The organism is Stenotrophomonas sp. YJH_SMC_73 (assembly GCF_059370155.1).
On the sequence record NZ_JCAFTJ010000006.1, the window covers coordinates 176,568 to 192,015 of the forward strand.

16 protein-coding genes are annotated in these 15,448 nt (G+C 67.8%); 9 read left to right on the forward strand and 7 right to left on the reverse strand.

Annotated features, from left to right (window positions below):
* The first annotated feature begins 42 nt into the window (after window positions 1-42).
* Window positions 43-522 carry an Lrp/AsnC ligand binding domain-containing protein gene (locus tag AC5P8R_RS11835; protein WP_004140558.1) on the forward strand — a complete coding sequence of 160 codons (480 nt, stop codon included), beginning with the start codon at window positions 43-45 and terminating at the stop codon, window positions 520-522.
* Window positions 523-624: 102 nt separating this feature from the next.
* Here AC5P8R_RS11835 and AC5P8R_RS11840 read toward each other — a convergent pair whose 3' ends face one another.
* Window positions 625-804 carry a lana protein gene (locus AC5P8R_RS11840; RefSeq protein ID WP_197621164.1) on the reverse strand — a complete coding sequence of 60 codons (180 nt, stop codon included), beginning with the start codon at window positions 802-804 and terminating at the stop codon, window positions 625-627.
* Window positions 805-948: 144 nt separating this feature from the next.
* A complete protein-coding gene (locus AC5P8R_RS11845; protein ID WP_014645801.1) occupies window positions 949-1,323 on the reverse strand; it encodes a hypothetical protein in 375 nt (124 codons plus the stop codon).
* A 140-nt stretch (window positions 1,324-1,463) separates the two neighbouring features.
* Here AC5P8R_RS11845 and msrB point away from each other — a divergent pair, with 140 nt between their 5' ends.
* The 5 genes from msrB to AC5P8R_RS11870 all read left to right on the forward strand — a co-directional run bounded on the left by msrB (window position 1,464) and on the right by AC5P8R_RS11870 (window position 4,706).
* Window positions 1,464-1,931, forward strand: coding sequence for a peptide-methionine (R)-S-oxide reductase MsrB (msrB, locus tag AC5P8R_RS11850; protein WP_005415117.1), 468 nt, complete (start codon window positions 1,464-1,466; stop codon window positions 1,929-1,931).
* 91 nt (window positions 1,932-2,022) lie between these two features.
* Window positions 2,023-2,877, forward strand: a complete 855-nt coding sequence (gene motA, locus AC5P8R_RS11855) for a flagellar motor stator protein MotA (RefSeq protein WP_014645799.1) — start codon at window positions 2,023-2,025, stop codon at window positions 2,875-2,877.
* A gap of 3 nt (window positions 2,878-2,880) precedes the next feature.
* Window positions 2,881-3,831, forward strand: a complete 951-nt coding sequence (motB, locus tag AC5P8R_RS11860; RefSeq protein WP_014645798.1) for a flagellar motor protein MotB — start codon at window positions 2,881-2,883, stop codon at window positions 3,829-3,831.
* Window positions 3,832-3,928: 97 nt separating this feature from the next.
* A complete protein-coding gene (locus tag AC5P8R_RS11865) occupies window positions 3,929-4,417 on the forward strand; it encodes a hypothetical protein (RefSeq protein ID WP_049408290.1) in 489 nt (162 codons plus the stop codon).
* Between the two features lie 13 nt (window positions 4,418-4,430).
* Window positions 4,431-4,706 (forward strand): DUF4031 domain-containing protein, encoded by a 276-nt coding sequence (locus AC5P8R_RS11870; protein WP_032959248.1) that lies wholly within the window; start codon window positions 4,431-4,433, stop codon window positions 4,704-4,706.
* Between the two features lie 55 nt (window positions 4,707-4,761).
* Here AC5P8R_RS11870 and AC5P8R_RS11875 read toward each other — a convergent pair whose 3' ends face one another.
* Window positions 4,762-5,304, reverse strand: coding sequence for a DUF6630 family protein (locus tag AC5P8R_RS11875; protein WP_014645796.1), 543 nt, complete (start codon window positions 5,302-5,304; stop codon window positions 4,762-4,764).
* 90 nt (window positions 5,305-5,394) lie between these two features.
* Between AC5P8R_RS11875 and AC5P8R_RS11880 the strand changes: the two genes are divergently transcribed.
* A complete protein-coding gene (locus AC5P8R_RS11880; protein WP_005415112.1) occupies window positions 5,395-5,643 on the forward strand; it encodes a DUF3297 family protein in 249 nt (82 codons plus the stop codon).
* A 147-nt stretch (window positions 5,644-5,790) separates the two neighbouring features.
* On the opposite strand, the gene AC5P8R_RS11885 is transcribed toward AC5P8R_RS11880, so the two are convergent.
* The 3 genes from AC5P8R_RS11885 to AC5P8R_RS11895 all read right to left on the reverse strand — a co-directional run bounded on the left by AC5P8R_RS11885 (window position 5,791) and on the right by AC5P8R_RS11895 (window position 8,788).
* Window positions 5,791-7,440 carry a Na+/H+ antiporter gene (locus tag AC5P8R_RS11885; RefSeq protein ID WP_046428622.1) on the reverse strand — a complete coding sequence of 550 codons (1,650 nt, stop codon included), beginning with the start codon at window positions 7,438-7,440 and terminating at the stop codon, window positions 5,791-5,793.
* Window positions 7,441-7,557: 117 nt separating this feature from the next.
* Window positions 7,558-8,346 carry a dioxygenase family protein gene (locus tag AC5P8R_RS11890; RefSeq protein WP_142235390.1) on the reverse strand — a complete coding sequence of 263 codons (789 nt, stop codon included), beginning with the start codon at window positions 8,344-8,346 and terminating at the stop codon, window positions 7,558-7,560.
* Window positions 8,347-8,377: 31 nt separating this feature from the next.
* On the reverse strand, window positions 8,378-8,788 hold the full coding sequence (locus AC5P8R_RS11895) for a DoxX family protein (protein WP_069118041.1): 411 nt from the start codon (window positions 8,786-8,788) through the stop codon (window positions 8,378-8,380).
* 96 nt (window positions 8,789-8,884) lie between these two features.
* Here AC5P8R_RS11895 and AC5P8R_RS11900 point away from each other — a divergent pair, with 96 nt between their 5' ends.
* Window positions 8,885-9,766 (forward strand): LysR family transcriptional regulator, encoded by an 882-nt coding sequence (locus AC5P8R_RS11900; RefSeq protein ID WP_495223443.1) that lies wholly within the window; start codon window positions 8,885-8,887, stop codon window positions 9,764-9,766.
* A 56-nt stretch (window positions 9,767-9,822) separates the two neighbouring features.
* Here the strand turns inward: AC5P8R_RS11900 and AC5P8R_RS11905 are convergent, their stop codons facing one another.
* Window positions 9,823-12,885 carry a bifunctional diguanylate cyclase/phosphodiesterase gene (locus tag AC5P8R_RS11905; protein ID WP_046428611.1) on the reverse strand — a complete coding sequence of 1,021 codons (3,063 nt, stop codon included), beginning with the start codon at window positions 12,883-12,885 and terminating at the stop codon, window positions 9,823-9,825.
* Between the two features lie 176 nt (window positions 12,886-13,061).
* On the opposite strand from AC5P8R_RS11905, the gene AC5P8R_RS11910 reads away from it, so the two are divergent.
* Window positions 13,062-15,173 carry a M13 family metallopeptidase gene (locus AC5P8R_RS11910; RefSeq protein WP_032959257.1) on the forward strand — a complete coding sequence of 704 codons (2,112 nt, stop codon included), beginning with the start codon at window positions 13,062-13,064 and terminating at the stop codon, window positions 15,171-15,173.
* Window positions 15,174-15,448: the final 275 nt, after the last annotated feature.

The following is a 15,448-nucleotide window of genomic DNA, read 5'->3' on the forward strand; positions in this document are numbered from 1 at the left end:
GCAGGATGTTCTCCTGCAATTCATTCCCCAAGGTTGACGGCCATGGCCACCCGTACCCGCGAACTGGACAAGATCGACCGCAAGATCCTGCGCATCCTGCAGGCGGAGGGCCGTATTTCCTTCACCGAACTGGGTGAGCGGGTCGGCCTGTCGACCACCCCGTGCACCGAGCGCGTGCGCCGGCTCGAGCGCGAAGCGGTGATCACCGGCTACCACGCCCACCTGGACCCGGCGGCGGTGAAGGCCAGCCTGCTGGTATTCGTAGAGATCAGCCTGGCCTACAAGTCCGGTGACATCTTCGAAGAGTTCCGGCGCGCCGCCCTGAAGCTGCCCAATGTGCTCGAGTGCCATCTGGTCTCGGGCGACTTCGATTACCTGCTGAAGGCACGGATCAGTGAGATGGCCTCCTACCGCAAGCTGCTCGGCAGCACCTTGCTGACACTGCCGCATGTGCGTGAATCCAAAAGCTACATCGTGATGGAAGAAGTGAAGGAAACGCTGAGCCTGCCGATTCCGGATTGAGGCGGTCGCAGGTTGGGGTCAGAGCCCGCGTTGCGGGATCCGACCCCGGCCAGGGATTGCGAGGGGTCAGATCCCGCAACGCGGGCTCTGACCCGGAGTCCGTCAGCGCTGCTGCGGATGCTTCTGCGAGCGCTGTTCCTGCTGCTTGCCACCCTTGCGCGGCTGCTGCGGTTCCATCTGTTGCTGTTGCTGCTGATGCTGCGGGTTGCGGCCCTGCGGTTCCTTGCCGGGATGACGGTTCTGCTGGTTTTTCATGATCGCGATCCAGTGGACAAAGGACATGCGGCGGCGGAATGCCGGCGCAGGGCCACGGTGGTCCCGGCACGGTTAATCGCAGGCGAAAAAGCAGTGATCGGCAGGATGTTGTTTTCGTGCGTTCAGGCCGTGCAGTGTGTGGAAGCTGCCACCCTTGCTTGGCATCCGAGGTCAGCGCTTGATCTGCTGCCCATCGCCGGCCGGCACGCTGTCGTAATAGCGGCCGGTACGCGAATCGAACACCCGGTTCGGGCCAGCCGGGCGCACGCCAGGCACGATGCGGCCATTGCGGTCATAGACCTTGTCGGCCGGCCTCGGCGCCGGGGTGGGCGCAATCCGGGCAGGACCCGTGGACCTGATCGGCTGCGCCGGCTGCGGCGACGGCAGCACCTGCGGCTGCGGGCGTGCGGCCTGCGGCGGCGGTACCACCGGCGCCGGAGCCACGGTGGTCGCGCTGCGGGTGACCGTCGGGTCGGCAGCAGGCACCTGGGCCAGCGCCAACGTGGGCAACAGGGCCATCAGCAGCAGGGGAAGGGTCGGTTTCATGGCACGCTCCGGCGTGGATCGCATTTACCTTGCGCCTGCGCCTGTGTGCCGCCCATGAACGGCCGTCACACTTGCAAGCGCGCGCCGGCACCCCCACGTTTTCCGGCATCCCCAGGCCATCGACCCCACGGAGAGCCGGCATGACTGCCTTCGACCTGACGCCCCCCACTGCCACCCAGACCGAGGCGCTGATCGCCGGCCTCAGCAGCGAAGAGCGCCGCGTGCTGCTGCAGCACGGTACCGAAGCGCCGTTCTGCGGCGTGTTCCTGGACAACAAGCGCGAGGGCGTCTACTGCTGCCGGCTGTGCGCGCTGCCGCTGTTCCGCTCCAGCACCAAGTTCGATTCCGGCACCGGCTGGCCCAGCTTCTTCGCCCCGTTCGACCCGGCGCACGTGCGCGAGATCCGCGATACCAGCCATGGCATGGTGCGCACCGAGATCACCTGCGCGCGCTGCGGCAGCCACCTCGGCCACGTGTTCCCGGATGGTCCGCCGCCCACCTACGAGCGCCACTGCCTGAACTCCGTCTCACTTTCGTTCACCGGCAATGGCGAGCCCTGGCCCGACCCGTTGCAGCGTGGCGGCGCGGAAAGCGGTGTGGCGGGCTGAAACACCCCGCTGACCGATTTCACAGAATTCCCTCTTCAGAAAACCGGGTGACGGGCCGACAAGGAGATATCCCCTCTCCTTGCGTCGCCCCATGCTCATCATCGTTGGATTCCTGGTCGTCATCATCAGCGTGATCGGGGGCTACCTCGGTGCCCACGGCCGCCTGGGTGCCCTCTGGCAGCCCTACGAGCTGGTCATCATCGGCGGTGCCGCACTGGGTGCGTTCCTGGTCGGCACCCCGGCCAAGACGGTCAAGCAGACCCTGCAGGCCATGGTCGGCGTGTTCAAGGGCCCGCGCTACAAGCAGCAGGACTACATCGATGTCCTCAGCCTGCTCTATGAACTGCTCAACAAGGCCCGCCGCGAAGGCTTCATGGCCCTGGAAGACCATGTCGAGCGGCCGGCCGAGAGCGCCCTGTTCGCCAACTACCCCAAGGTGCAGGCCGACCACCACCTGATCGACTTCATCACCGACTGCCTGCGCCTGATGATCGGCAGCAACATCGAGCCGCATGAGCTGGAGCCGCTGCTGGAGCTGGAACTGGAGAAGCACCACGCCGAGGCCATGGCGCCGTCGCAGGTGCTGACCAAGGTCGCCGACGGACTGCCCGGTTTCGGCATCGTCGCGGCGGTGCTCGGCATCGTCATCACCATGGGCTCGATCGGCGGTGACATCGTCGAGGTCGGTGGCCACGTGGCCGGCGCGCTGGTCGGTACCTTCCTGGGCATCCTGCTGGGCTACGGCTTCGTCGGCCCGATGGCGGCAGCAATGGAGGCACGCGCCGAGCAGGACAGCCGCATCTACGAATCGGTCAAGACCGCCCTGCTGGCCTGCCTGCGCGGCTACAACCCGAAGATCGCGCTGGAATTCGCCCGCAAGACGCTGCCGTCGAACGTGCGCCCGGCCTTCTCCGATTTCGAGCAGCACCTGAAGACGGTCAAGTAAACCATGGCCGAGACCAAGCCCACTGTCATCGTCCGCCGGGTCAAGAAGGCCGGCCACGCCGCCCATCATGGCGGTTCGTGGAAGGTGGCCTATGCTGACTTCGTGACCGCGATGATGGCGTTCTTCCTGGTGCTGTGGCTGATGGCCACCACCAACAAGAACGACCGTGCGGCCATTTCCGAGTACTTCCGCAACCCCAGCCCGCTGAGCGGGCAGAACGCCACGCCGGCGCCCGGCATGGCCGGCCCGGGCGGCGCCAGCACCTCGATGATCAAGCTGGGTGGTGCCACCGACATCTCGCGCGGCAGCAGCAACGATCCCTTCCAGAACCAGAAGGAAGCGGTGCCGCAGCCGGTGGACCAGCAGCAGCGCGACAAGCAGCAGCTGGAAGCGCTGATGAAGGAACTGCAGGAAGCGATCAGCAGGAGCCAGGCACTGGAGCCGTTCAAGGACCAGCTGCTGCTGGACCTGACCCCGGAAGGCCTGCGCATCCAGATCGTGGACAAGCAGAACCGGCCGATGTTCGACCTCGGCAGCGCTACGCTGAAGCCGTACACGCAACAGATCCTGCACGAGCTGGCCAACTACCTGAACCATGTGCCGAACCGGATCAGCCTGACCGGCCACACCGACATCACCGCCTATTCGGCCGCGCGCGGCTACGGCAACTGGGAGCTGAGCGCCGATCGTGCCAACGCCGCACGGCGTGCGCTGGTGGACGGTGGCCTGGAGGACAGCAAGATCACCCGCGTGGTCGGCCTGTCTTCGTCGGTGCTGTTCGACAAGGCCGACCCGCAGAACCCGATCAACCGCCGCATCAGCATCGTGGTGATGACCCAGGCCGCCGAAGCGGCCGCCCTGGCCGGTGCCGGCCCGCAGGTGGGACTGTCGGCGCCGACCGCCGACCCGGACGTGCAGGCCGCGCAAGGTGAGGCCGCGCCCGTGGCACATTGAACCGGGGTCAGATCCCTTTCCCATGGAAAGGGATCTGACCCCGCCTGCGTGCGGCCGGTACAATGGCGGTCTTTCCGTTTCCAGGTGACCCCACCCCATGTCCCAGAACTCCAAGGCCAAGCGCGACAAGCGCAAGAAGCAGCAGGCCAAGCGCCCGTTCCTCCGCCTGAATGCCCAGCAGCAGGTGCAGAACCATGCCGTGCTGACCAACGAAGACGGTCAGGTGGTAGCGGCCATCGGCCTGCAGGGCCGTGAGTGGCTGCTGGCCATCGGCGGCCAGACCATGGGCAACGCCGAAAACCCGGTGCCGATGCTGGCCATGCTCAAGCACCTGGCCAACGTGCAGGAAAAGGAAGGCCGCAAGGTCAACCTGGAGTACTCGGAACTGCTGCAGAAGCTGCTGGACACCCTGGCTGCCGAATCCGAGCAGACCGCTGACGAATACCTGGACAAGCTGGTTGCCGAGTTCGAAGGCGTCGACGCCGCTGAAGGCGAAGAAGGCGAAGCCGTCGAAGGCGACGCGGCCGAAGAAGCCGCTGCCGAGGCCGCCCCGGCCGCTGACAGCGACAGCAAGCCGCAGGCCTGAACCGGCCGCGGCGGTGACGGTCTACGTCGATGACGCGGTGCATCCCTGGCGCGGACAGCGCTGGGCGCACCTGATGGCCGACACCCTGGCCGAGCTGCACGCGATGGCGGCGCAGCTCGGCATTCCCCCGCGGGCCTTCCAGAACAAGGCCAGCGGTGCGCACTACGACGTCACTGCCGAGCTGCGCGCACAGGCAATAGCGCTCGGTGCGCGGGCGATTTCCCGGCACACCGACCGTGACCTGGTCAAAGCGGTGATTGCCAACGCCAGGGCGCAGTACCGGCCGTAGGCCGCGCCCAGCAGATCGTCCCCGCCGGGTCGTGCCCGGCGGATCGGCCCATCGCTCAGAACGGGTCGCTGCCCAGCCGGATTTCCACGTTCAGCAGCGAGCACAGCGCCAGCATCGCGTCGTCGTCGCGGGTCAGCGCCATCACGCCGGTGAAGCCGTCGCTGCCGGCATCCACGCTCCACAGCGTGTAGTTGTGCTCGCGCAGGCGGTCGAAGGCGGTGGACATCAGCTGCACGCCGTCCAGGCCCTCGGCGAAGTCCTCGTCGTCCAGGTCGCCGCCCCAGTCCAGTTGCAGGTTGAAGCGCGCCGACAGCTCGTTCACCGCCGACTGCAGCGATTCCAGGTCATCGCGCTCCACATCGAAACCGGACTGCCAGGCGATGGCGGTGAACAGCGCCGGCAGCCAGTCGCTGTCCGCTTCCAGCGGCTGCCCGTCCTCGGCCAGGTGTTCGCGCCAGCGGTTGAACTGCTGCAGGGCCAGTTCCTCGTCGCCCGGGTTGATCAGCACCAGCAGGTTCCAGACCCGTGCCTCGAAGCCATCTTCGTCGAAGTCGTGGATGTCTTCCTCGAAGTCGAAATAGTCGCTGTTGTCGGGCATGGCGGAACGTCCTCTGGGGCAGGCCCGCATTCTACGGTTTATCCTGTGCCGCTGAAGCCGGCCTTGGTGGCCGTCACTGTGAATGAAGCGATGAGCGATACCCCTCCCGACCACCTGGCGATCAATCCGGCCAGCCCCTTCCATGATGCGCAGGCGCTGGAGCGCGGCGTTGGCGTGCGTTTCAACGACGTCGAGCGCGACAACGTCGAGGAATACTCGGTCAGCGAAGGCTGGATCCGCGTGCAGGCCGGCAAGGCCCGCGACCGCCGCGGCAATCCGATGACCATCAAGGTCAAGGGCAAGGTCGAGGTGTATTTCCTGGACCAGAAGCCGGAATAACCGGCACCGGCATGTAGAGCCGAGCCCGTGCTCGGCTGCTTTTCGTTCCGGGTTCACGACGCCTGAAGCAAGCGCAGCCGAGCACGGGCTCGGCTCTACATGGCAGGGCGGAATCCGCGTCAGCGTCAGCAACGCCCGGCCCAGGCGTCATTCGCGCTTGCGCGATTCCAGCAGGTCCAGGTTGCGGATCAGGCGCCGCGAGATCTCATCGGAGATCACCCCGCGCCGGGTCAACCGGAACAGTTCCTCGCGCTCGGCATTCAGGCCCGCGCTGCGCAGCTGGCGGTAACCCAGCTCCATGCGCCGCACCTTCTCCGGGTCCACGTCGGGGCCGTCGTTGTCTTTCTCCAGGTGCCGCTGGTACAGCAGGCTCACCCGCGAGGCAGCATCGTTGTACAGCTGCACGTTCTCGGTGTTCTGGTTCATCACCAGCTGCTGGCGCATGCGTTCGACCCCGGCCAGCGCGGCCTTGGAGGACAGCTTGCGTGCCAGGTCCTCTTCCTTGCGCTCGCCCGAATCGGCTGGCAGCTGCAGGCCCTTCAGCAGCTGCGGCAGCGCCACGCTGGCGCCGACCAGCGAGAACAGGATCACCGCCGCGGCCAGGAAGATCACCAGGTCGCGCGCCGGGAACGCACTGCCATCGGGCAGGAACAGCGGCAGGGTCAACACACCGGCCAGGGTGATCGCGCCGCGCACACCAGCCACCGAGGTCGCCACCACGATGCGCCAGTTCGGCGCCTCGCCCCGCTCCAGGCCACGGCGGCGCGCGCGCAGCAGGTTCCAGCGCAGCGACAGCCATACCCACAGCAGGCGCAGCAGGATCAGCGCCAGGTTGATCACCACCACGTATACCAGCAGCCACCATGCACTCTGGTGGCCGGACTCGTTCATGGTGGTGGTGGCGCGCTCGACGATGCCCGGCAGCTGCTCGCCCAGCAACACGAACATGATGCCGTTGAAGCTGAACTGCAGCATGTTCCAGACGCCCGCGCGCTGCACGCGCATGCTGCCGGAGACACGGCCGGTCAGCTCGACGTAGCTCATCGCGATACCGGCGGCGACCGCAGCGAGGATGCCCGAGGCATGGATTTCTTCGGCGAGCAGGTAGGCCGCGAACGGAATCAGCAGGTTGACCAGCATCGCCGCACCCGGCTCTTCGCCGAAGCGGCGCCACAACCAGCGCTGGAAGGTGGACACGCCGAGGGTGACCGCCACGCCCACGGCAAGGCCGGCCACCGCCACCCACAGGAAGGTCAGCGAGGCCGTGGCCAGCGAGAAGGAGCCGGTCATCACCGCGGCCACCGCGAAACGGAAGCAGACCAGGCCGGACGCATCGTTGAGCAGCGACTCGCCTTCCAGGATGTGCATCAGGCGCTTCGGGATCGGTGCCTTGGAGGCGATCGCCCCGACCGCCACCGGGTCGGTCGGCGAGACGATGGCCGCCAGCGCGAAGCACACTGCCAGCGGCATCACCGGAATCATCCAGTGGATCAGCAGGCCGGCGCCGATCACGGTGAACACCACCAGGCCGAACGCCAGTTCGAGGATCGCGCCCTTGTCGCGGAACAGGCCCTGCTTGGGAATGCGCCAGCCATCCAGGAACAGCAGCGGCGGCAGGAACAGCAGGAAGAACACTTCCGGCTCCAGCGCATGGCCGCGGTTGAACACGCCGGCGATCACCGCGCCCAGGCCGATCTGCACCAGCGGCAACGGCAGCGAGAACGGGAGGACGCGAACCAGGTAGCCGCTGGCGACAACGGCCACCAGCATCGCCAGGACGACTTCAATGGTATGCATGCTTCTTCCAGGAAGCGGCGCGTGGGGAGGCACGAGGGCCAGCGCCGGAAACCCGGAAAAAACTACCACATGCGGCCCTGACCGCGACGGCCGGGGCCGCCGCGCGTCAGCCCCGGCTCATGCCCCGTCGAACCGGTACAGATCCATGGCCAGGAAGCCGGCATCGATGCCGGCGTCGATGCGGCGTGCGCCGAAACCGCCCTCGCCAGCCGCTCCCATCGCGAAGAACAGCGGCAGCAGGTGCTCGTCGGTCGGGTGCGCACGCTCGGCGAACGGGGCCTGCCGGCGGTAATCGAACAGCGCCTGGCGGTCATCAGCGGCCAGCCGCTGCTCCACCCACTCGATGAAGGGCCGCACGTATGGCGCTTCCTTGCCCTCCTGGTAGTCGCCCCAGTCGTGCAGGTTGTGGGTGATGCTGCCCGAGCCGACCAGCAGCACGCCTTGTTCGCGCAGTGGTGCCAGCGCGCGGCCCAGCGCAAACTGATGCTCGGGGCCGAGCAGCGGCTGGATCGACACCGGCACGACCGGGATGTCGGCCTGCGGGCGCAACAGCCGCAGCGGTACCCACGCGCCGTGGTCGAGCCCACGCTGCGGGTCGATGGCCACTGGCAGGCCTGCGGCGGCGATGCGACCGGCCACTTCTTCGGCCAGTGCCGGATCACCCGGCGCCGGGTATTGCAGTTCGAACAGCGCGCGCGGGAAGCCACCAAAGTCGTGGATCGTCGGCGGCTGCGGATGTGCGCCGACCAGCGGCTGCCGGCCCAGCCAGTGCGCCGAGGCCGTCACGATGGCGCGCGGCGGCGGCAGGTCGCGCGCCAGCTCGGCCAGGCGCACACCGACCTGGCCCGGATGCAGGGCGGTCATCGGCGAACCATGGGAGATGTACAGCGAAGGCAGGCGGGACATGGAATTCTCCAGTTGCAGGATCAGGCGGCGATCAGCGCGAACGCAGGGTCCACTTGCCATCGCCGACCAGGAACAGCACCACCAGCGCCAGCGCCCAGAACGCCGGGTATTCCCAGCCGCCGCCGGCATTGGCGAAACCGAAGCCGTTGGCGCCGTGCACGGTGACGATGGTGCCCAGCAGCAGCGGCACGCCGACCAGGCCCACCCAGCGCGCATAGATGCCCAGCAGGAGCGCGACAGTGATCGCCAGCTCGACGCCGAGGGTGAGGTAGCCGAGCACGCCGGGCAGGCCCAGCGACTCGAAGAATGCTGCCGTGCCGGCCGGGGTGAATACCAGCAGCTTGGTCAGCGCATGGACCAGGAACAGCACGCCCAGTGCCAGGCGCAGCAGGGTGGCGCCATACGGGGCCAGCGGCGAAACAGGAGCGGTCGTGGCGTGCATCGGAAAGCACCTTGAAGGGAGTGGGCTCAGGTTATTGCGCCTTCACAGGCCGATAAATACGATCGATTGACCGTATTTATTTCAGAAGGCGCAACAATGGACACCCTTGAGGCGATGCGCGTGTTCGTGGCGGTGGTCGAGCGCAACGGCTTCAGCGCCGCCGCCCAGGCCCTGGACATGTCCACCGCCGGCGTTACCCGCCAGGTCGCCGCACTGGAAAAGCGCCTGTCCACCCGCCTGCTCCATCGCACCACGCGGCGGGTCAGCCCCACCAGCACCGGCGCCGCCTACTACGCCCAATGCGTGCGCCTGCTGGCCGAGTTCGACGCGCTGGAGGCCAGCATCGGCGCGCAGGCGCTGGAGCCCTCCGGCATGCTGCGCATCAATGCACCGGTCAGTTGGGGCATCGCCCGCCTCGGTCCACTGCTGGCCAGTTACCGCGAACGCTTTCCGCAGGTGGAACTGGACCTGGCCCTGTCCGACCGCCTGGTAGACATGGTCGAGGAAGGCTACGATGTGGCCATCCGCATCACCCGCGAGCCGGGCCCCACCCTGATCGCCCGCCGCCTGGGCGAATCGCGGGTGAGCCTGTGCGCGGCGCCGGCCTACCTGGCCGCACGCGGCGCCCCGCAGACGCCGCAGGACCTGCAGGCGCACGCGTGCCTGGGCTACAGCTACTGGGCCGCCGGTGACCACTGGCCGCTGCAGGGGCCGGGCGGCGAAGTGAAAGTAGCGGTGAACAGCCTGCTGCACGCCAACAACGGCGACGTGCTGCGTGAAGCGGCGATCGCCGGCATGGGCGTCATCCTGCAGCCCGACTTCCTGCTGGAAGGCGCGCTGGCCGATGGCCGCCTGGTGCGCGTACTGCCGGAATGGGAGGCCTCGCCGATCGGCATCTTCGCGGTCTATACCAGCCGCAGCCATCTGGCACCGAAGGTGCGCAGTTTCATCGACCATCTGGTGGACACCGGGGTGTAGCCGAGTCTGGCGCTTGCCGGTAGTGCCGGCCGCTGGCCGGCACATACGAACCCCGATCAGGCGGGGACCTCATCCAGCGCGTCGATGATCTGTTCCAGCGGCGCCGGCCGCCCCAACAGGTAGCCCTGCACCTGGTCACAGCCATGCGCAGCCAGCCAGTCCAGCTGCCCCGGCGTCTCCACGCCTTCAGCGATGATGGTCAGGCCCATGCTGTGGCCCAGCGACAGCAGCGCGCGGCAGATCGAGGCATTGCGTGGATTGGTTTCCACGTCGGCGACGAAGCTGCGGTCGATCTTCAGGATGTCCAGCGGCAGGTGCTGCAGGTAGGACATGCTGGAATAGCCGGTGCCGAAATCATCCAGCGACACGCGGATGCCCTGCTCGTGCAGGCGCTGCATGGTCTGCATCGCCTGTGCCGGCTTGCGCATCAGGCTGCTCTCGGTCAGCTCCACGTGCAGCGCGCCACGGGCCAGGCCGAAATCCTGCTGGGCACGGGTGAATTCGGCCACCAGGTCGCTGTTGAAGAACTGAACCGCCGACACGTTGACCGCGATCGGCAACTCACCCCACCCGGCCTCGACCAGACGGCGCTGCGCCTTCGCCGCCGCGCGGATCACCCAGCGGCCCAGTGCCAGGATCAACCCGGTGTCCTCGCACAGCTGGATGAACTCGTTGGGCGGGATGAAGCTGCCATCGGCCTGCGGCCAGCGCAGCAGTGCCTCCAGCGCTGCCGGGCTGCCATCGCCGGCATGCCGGATCGGCTGGAAATACAGCTGGAATTCGTTGTCGATGGCGGCATGGATGCGCCCGGCCAGGCGCAGGCGGTCGGCCAGGCGCGTGGTCACGGCCGCATCGAACCAGACCACCACGTTGCCCTCGGCGCGCGCCGCATGCGCGGCCTGCGCGGCCATGCCGATCACCTGCTCGGCCGTGTGCCCGTCACCAGCGATGTGCACGGCCACGCCGATGCGCGGCTCGAACTGGTGCAGCGAGTCCTTGCCGCGCATCGGCGCCGACACGATCTGCAGCAGGTCGTCCAGCACGCGCTGGGTATCGTGCTCGGCACCGATGGCGAAGACGAAATCCTCGGCCGGCTGGAACGCCAGCGTGCCACAGCGTGCGCCCAGGCCCCCGAGCCGGGTCGCCATCGACTGCAGCACCGCATCGCCGATCTCGCGGCCCAGCGTATCGGCCACCAGCTGCAGTCCGCGCAGCTGCACGAAGGCGATGGTGTAGCCCTCCTCCTGCTCGTCCAGCTGTTCGGTCAGGGCGCGCACATTGAGCAGGCCGGTGGCCGGGTTGTGCCGTGCCTGGTAGGCCAGGTCGCGCTCGTAGGCCAGCCGCTCGCTGACATCCTCGGCCAGCACCAGGCACGCGGGCTGTCCGTCGAAGTCGAGCTTGGACAGGTGTGCGCGCACCTCGAACACACTGCCGTCCTTGCGCCGGTGCAGGCGCACGGTCGCGTCGGGGGGATCGCCCACCTGCGCCCGCTGGATGGCACCACGCACTTCGTCCCAGCCTTCGCGCGGGCGGATGTCGAGGATGCTCATCGCCAGGAACTCGTCGCGGCTGTAGCCATACTGGCGCACTGCAGCGTCGTTGACCTCGATGAAGCGCAGCGTATCCGGGTCGAACACCCAGAACGGTGCAGGATTGCGGTCGAACAGCAGGCGGAAGCGGCGTTCCACTTCGCTCATCTGCTCGCGCGCCTGATAGCGTTCGCTCAGGTCGGTCAGCGCACCGATCATGCGCCGCTCGCTGTCGGCCACTTCCACCCGCTGCCCGCGCGCGCCGACCCAGCGCACCTCGCCCCCGGGAAGCACCAGGCGGAACACCTGGTCGAGCACAGCGCTGCCGGCGAAGGCCTGGTCAAAGGCCTGCTGCAGGCGCGCGGCATCATCGCGATGCACGCGCGCGAAGAAGTCCGCGACCGGCAAGGCGTCGGTCTGTACCCCAAAGATCTCGCGGGCCAGCGGCGACCAGCGCAGCAGCGCGGCGTCCTCATCCACGTACCAGGTGCAGACACGCCCGACCTGGTGCGCCAGGCGCAGCTCGGCGTGGCCCGTCTTCAGTTCCTCGGCCATCGCCTGCTGGCTGCGGGTGCTGCGGCGCACGGCGTACAGCAGTACCAGCAACACCGCGATGTAGGCCAGTACGATCGCCACCGACGCCTTCAGGTACGGCCACCACGGTGCGAGTACATCTTCGTCGGCCAGGCCGACCTGCACCGCCAGCGGGCTGCGTTCGAGCGTGCTGATGGTGAGGATGCGCGGCACGCCGTCGACGACGCCGGGCATGCTGCCCAGCTCGACCACTGCCTGCGTGCCGAGCAGATCCCGGCGCGGCAGGTCGTAGCGGCGGCCCACCGTGCCATGCGGATCGGGTACGCGGGCCAGCATGTAGCCCTGGGCATCGCTGATCGAGACCAATCCGTTGGGACCGACATCCAGGCCGCCGACGATGCGCTGCAGTTCGCCACAGCGCAGCCGTGCCAGCAGCCAGCGCCCATCGGCCATCGGCAGCGCCAGCGGGACCACCCAGCCCCCGTCGCTGGCACGCTGCGGCGGGCCGATGTACAGCGCGCTGCCCGAGCCGCGCCGTTGCGGATCGGTCCACAACGGCAACTGCAGGTCGCCCTTGCCGGCCGTCAATGCGCGGCCATAGCTGTCGAGCACCACGATGCTGTGCAGTTCGGCGTGCCGGCCCAGCACGCCGCCGATGGAGGCATCCAGCAAGGCCGGCGCCTGTGCCGGCACGCTGCGGAACAGTTCCGCGGCGTCGGCGGCGATGCCGGTCATGGCCCGCTCCAGGTTGCGCAGCTCCAGCGCCAGCAGGCGCTCGCTGCCCACCGCCAGCGCGCGGCTCTGCCGCTGCGCCGCTTCCAGGCGGCGGTGGTGGTCGTTGACCAGCATGAGGGCCAGACCGGTCACCAGCAGTACGCCCAGCAGCACACCGCCCCAGGTGATGGCGCGCAGCGGCCGGGCCAACGCCCGTTTCAGCGCGGGCATCGGTTGATGTTCCTTGTGCAGTCGGCTGGCTTCATGCGCGAACGAATCCTCCACGTCCCCGACCTCAACGGCCGGCGGACGCCATTCTTGACGCCTGACCCCGTCCTGCATGGCCACCTCCCCGTGTCCGCGCAGGGCTCGAGGGTCCAGCATGCACCACCCCGGTGACGGCGTGAAGATCGCATCCGCACGTTCAGCCAGATCCTGCACAGGGCGGGCCCCGCAGGGGGGCGGCCAGTGGCGCCGGAGCGGATTAGACTTGGGGTTTTCCGCTGCAAGAGAAGTCCATGTCCAAGCTGCGCCGTCCCACCCTGGCGCTGGCCATTGTTGCCAGCCTGTCCCTGGCCGCCTGTGACCGCCCGGCCGACCCGGCCGTCGGTGCCACCGCGCCGGCCGATGCCGCCCCCGCTGCGGCCAAGCCGATGCTGGGCAGTTTCGGCTTCGATGCCAGCGGCATGGACCGCAGCATCGCCGCCGGCGACGACTTCTTCGGCTTCGCCAACGGCACCTGGGTGAAGAACACCGAGATTCCGGCCGACCGCTCGCGCTTCGGCAGCTTCAATGTCATTGCCGAGAAGACCCTGGCCGACACCCGCGCCATCCTGGAAGGGGCCGCCGGCAACACCCAGGCCAGCGGCGACGACAAGCTGATCGGCGACTACTACGCCGCCTACATGGACGAAGCCGGCATCGAGCAGCACGGTCTGGCGCCGGTGCAGCCGCAGCTGAAGGCCATCGATGCGATCGCCGACAAGGCCGGGCTGGCCCGCGCACTCGGCGGCGACCTGCGCGCCGACGTCGACCTGCTCAACGCCACCAACTTCTACACCGACCGCCTGTTCGGCCTGTGGGTGTCGGTGGACATGCTGCAGCCGGATCGCACCGCGCCGTACCTGGTGCAGGGCGGCCTGGGCATGCCCGACCGCGATTTCTACCTGGGCGATGGCCGCATGGCCGAACTGCGCAAGCAGTACCAGGCCTACATCGCACAGATGCTGCAGCTGGCCGGCGTCGCCGACCCGGCCGGCAAGGCGCAGCGCATCCTCGCGCTGGAAACGAAGATCGCGCAGGCGCATGCCACCCAGGAAGAAACCAACGACGTGACCAAGGGCGCCAACCCCTGGACCCAGGCCGACTTCAATGCAAAGGCGCCGGGCCTGGACTGGAACGCCTTCCTCGATGCGGCGGCGCTGGGCAACCAGCAGGACTTCATCGTGTGGCAGCCCAAGGCCGTGGCCGGCCTGTCCAGGCTGGTCGCCACCGAGCCGCTGGACGCCTGGAAGGACTACCTGGCGTTCCACGCGCTGGACCGTGCCGCCGCCTACCTGCCGAAGAAGTTCGCCGATGCCCGCTTCGCCTTCCATGGCACCGCGCTGAGCGGCACGCCGCAGCAGAGCGACCGCTGGAAGCGCGCGGTGGACGATGCCAACCATGCCGTCGGCGAAGCGATCGGCAAGCGCTACGTCGAAAAGCACTTCGACGCCAGGACCAAGGAGCGTGCGGACGAGATGGCGAAGAACATCATCGCCGCTTTTGCCAAGCGCATCGACGCGCTGTCGTGGATGTCGCCGCAGACCAAGGCGCATGCCAAGGCCAAGGTCACGGGCCTGACCGTGGGCATGGGCTATCCGGAGAAGTGGCGCGACTACACCGGCCTGGAGATCCGCCGTGATGACCCGCTGGGCAATGCACAGCGCGCCGAGCTGTTCGAGTACCAGCGCAACATCGCCAAGCTGGGCAAGCCGGTCGACCACAGCGAGTGGGCGATGCTGCCGCAGACCATCAATGCGATGAACGTGCCGCTGGAGAACCGCCTGGTGTTCCCGGCCGCGATCCTGCAGCCGCCGTTCTTCGACGGCGCTGCCGATGACGCGGTGAACTACGGTGCGATCGGTGCGGTGATCGGCCACGAGATCAGCCACGGCTTCGACAACGCCGGCGCGCTGTTCGACGAGACCGGCAAGCTGCACAACTGGTGGACCGCCGAGGACCTGAAGCAGTTCAACGCCGCCGGTGATGCGCTGGCCGCGCAGTTCAGCAGCTACGAGCCGTTCCCCGGCGTGCACGTGAACGGCAAGCTGACCCTGGGCGAGAACATCGCCGACGTGGCTGGCCTGGGTACCGCCTACGACGCCTACCAGCTGTCGCTGCAGGGCAAGCCGGGCCAGACCCTGGAAGGCTTCAGCCCGGACCAGCGCTTCTTCCTCGGCTTCGCCCAGGCGTGGCGCAGCAAGAGCCGCGAGCAGGCGCTGCGCAATTCGCTGCTGACCGATGTGCATGCCCCGGGCCAGTTCCGCGCGCTGACCGTGCGCAACATCGACGCATGGTACCCGGCGTTCGAAGTGAAGGAAGGCCAGAAGCTGTACCTGGCCCCGGACAAGCGGGTCAAGGTGTGGTGATGTAACCGGAACGGGCGCCGCAAGGCGCCCGTTTCATTTCCGGGTAGCGGCCAACCTTCGTCGGCGCATGCCTAGTTCTGGCGGATGCCAGCCTTGGTCGGCACATACTCCGCTCTGGTGGATGCCAACCTTGGTCGGCACATACTTCGCTCTGGTGGATGCCAACCTTGGTCGGCACATACTTCGCTCTGGTGGATGCCAACCTTGGTCGGCACATACTTCGCTCTGGTGGGTGCCGACCTTGGTCGGCACGGGGTAGGAATCCACGCATGGCG

Coding starts and splice junctions, on each gene's coding strand:
- AC5P8R_RS11835 (WP_004140558.1), top strand. CDS start 43: ATGGCCACCCGTACCCGCGAACTGGACAAGATCGACCGCAAGATCCTG.
- AC5P8R_RS11840 (WP_197621164.1), bottom strand. CDS start 804: ATGTCCTTTGTCCACTGGATCGCGATCATGAAAAACCAGCAGAACCGT.
- AC5P8R_RS11845 (WP_014645801.1), bottom strand. CDS start 1,323: ATGAAACCGACCCTTCCCCTGCTGCTGATGGCCCTGTTGCCCACGTTG.
- msrB (WP_005415117.1), top strand. CDS start 1,464: ATGACTGCCTTCGACCTGACGCCCCCCACTGCCACCCAGACCGAGGCG.
- motA (WP_014645799.1), top strand. CDS start 2,023: ATGCTCATCATCGTTGGATTCCTGGTCGTCATCATCAGCGTGATCGGG.
- motB (WP_014645798.1), top strand. CDS start 2,881: ATGGCCGAGACCAAGCCCACTGTCATCGTCCGCCGGGTCAAGAAGGCC.
- AC5P8R_RS11865 (WP_049408290.1), top strand. CDS start 3,929: ATGTCCCAGAACTCCAAGGCCAAGCGCGACAAGCGCAAGAAGCAGCAG.
- AC5P8R_RS11875 (WP_014645796.1), bottom strand. CDS start 5,304: ATGCCCGACAACAGCGACTATTTCGACTTCGAGGAAGACATCCACGAC.
- AC5P8R_RS11880 (WP_005415112.1), top strand. CDS start 5,395: ATGAGCGATACCCCTCCCGACCACCTGGCGATCAATCCGGCCAGCCCC.
- AC5P8R_RS11885 (WP_046428622.1), bottom strand. CDS start 7,440: ATGCATACCATTGAAGTCGTCCTGGCGATGCTGGTGGCCGTTGTCGCC.
- AC5P8R_RS11890 (WP_142235390.1), bottom strand. CDS start 8,346: ATGTCCCGCCTGCCTTCGCTGTACATCTCCCATGGTTCGCCGATGACC.
- AC5P8R_RS11895 (WP_069118041.1), bottom strand. CDS start 8,788: ATGCACGCCACGACCGCTCCTGTTTCGCCGCTGGCCCCGTATGGCGCC.
- AC5P8R_RS11900 (WP_495223443.1), top strand. CDS start 8,885: ATGGACACCCTTGAGGCGATGCGCGTGTTCGTGGCGGTGGTCGAGCGC.
- AC5P8R_RS11905 (WP_046428611.1), bottom strand. CDS start 12,885: ATGCAGGACGGGGTCAGGCGTCAAGAATGGCGTCCGCCGGCCGTTGAG.
- AC5P8R_RS11910 (WP_032959257.1), top strand. CDS start 13,062: ATGTCCAAGCTGCGCCGTCCCACCCTGGCGCTGGCCATTGTTGCCAGC.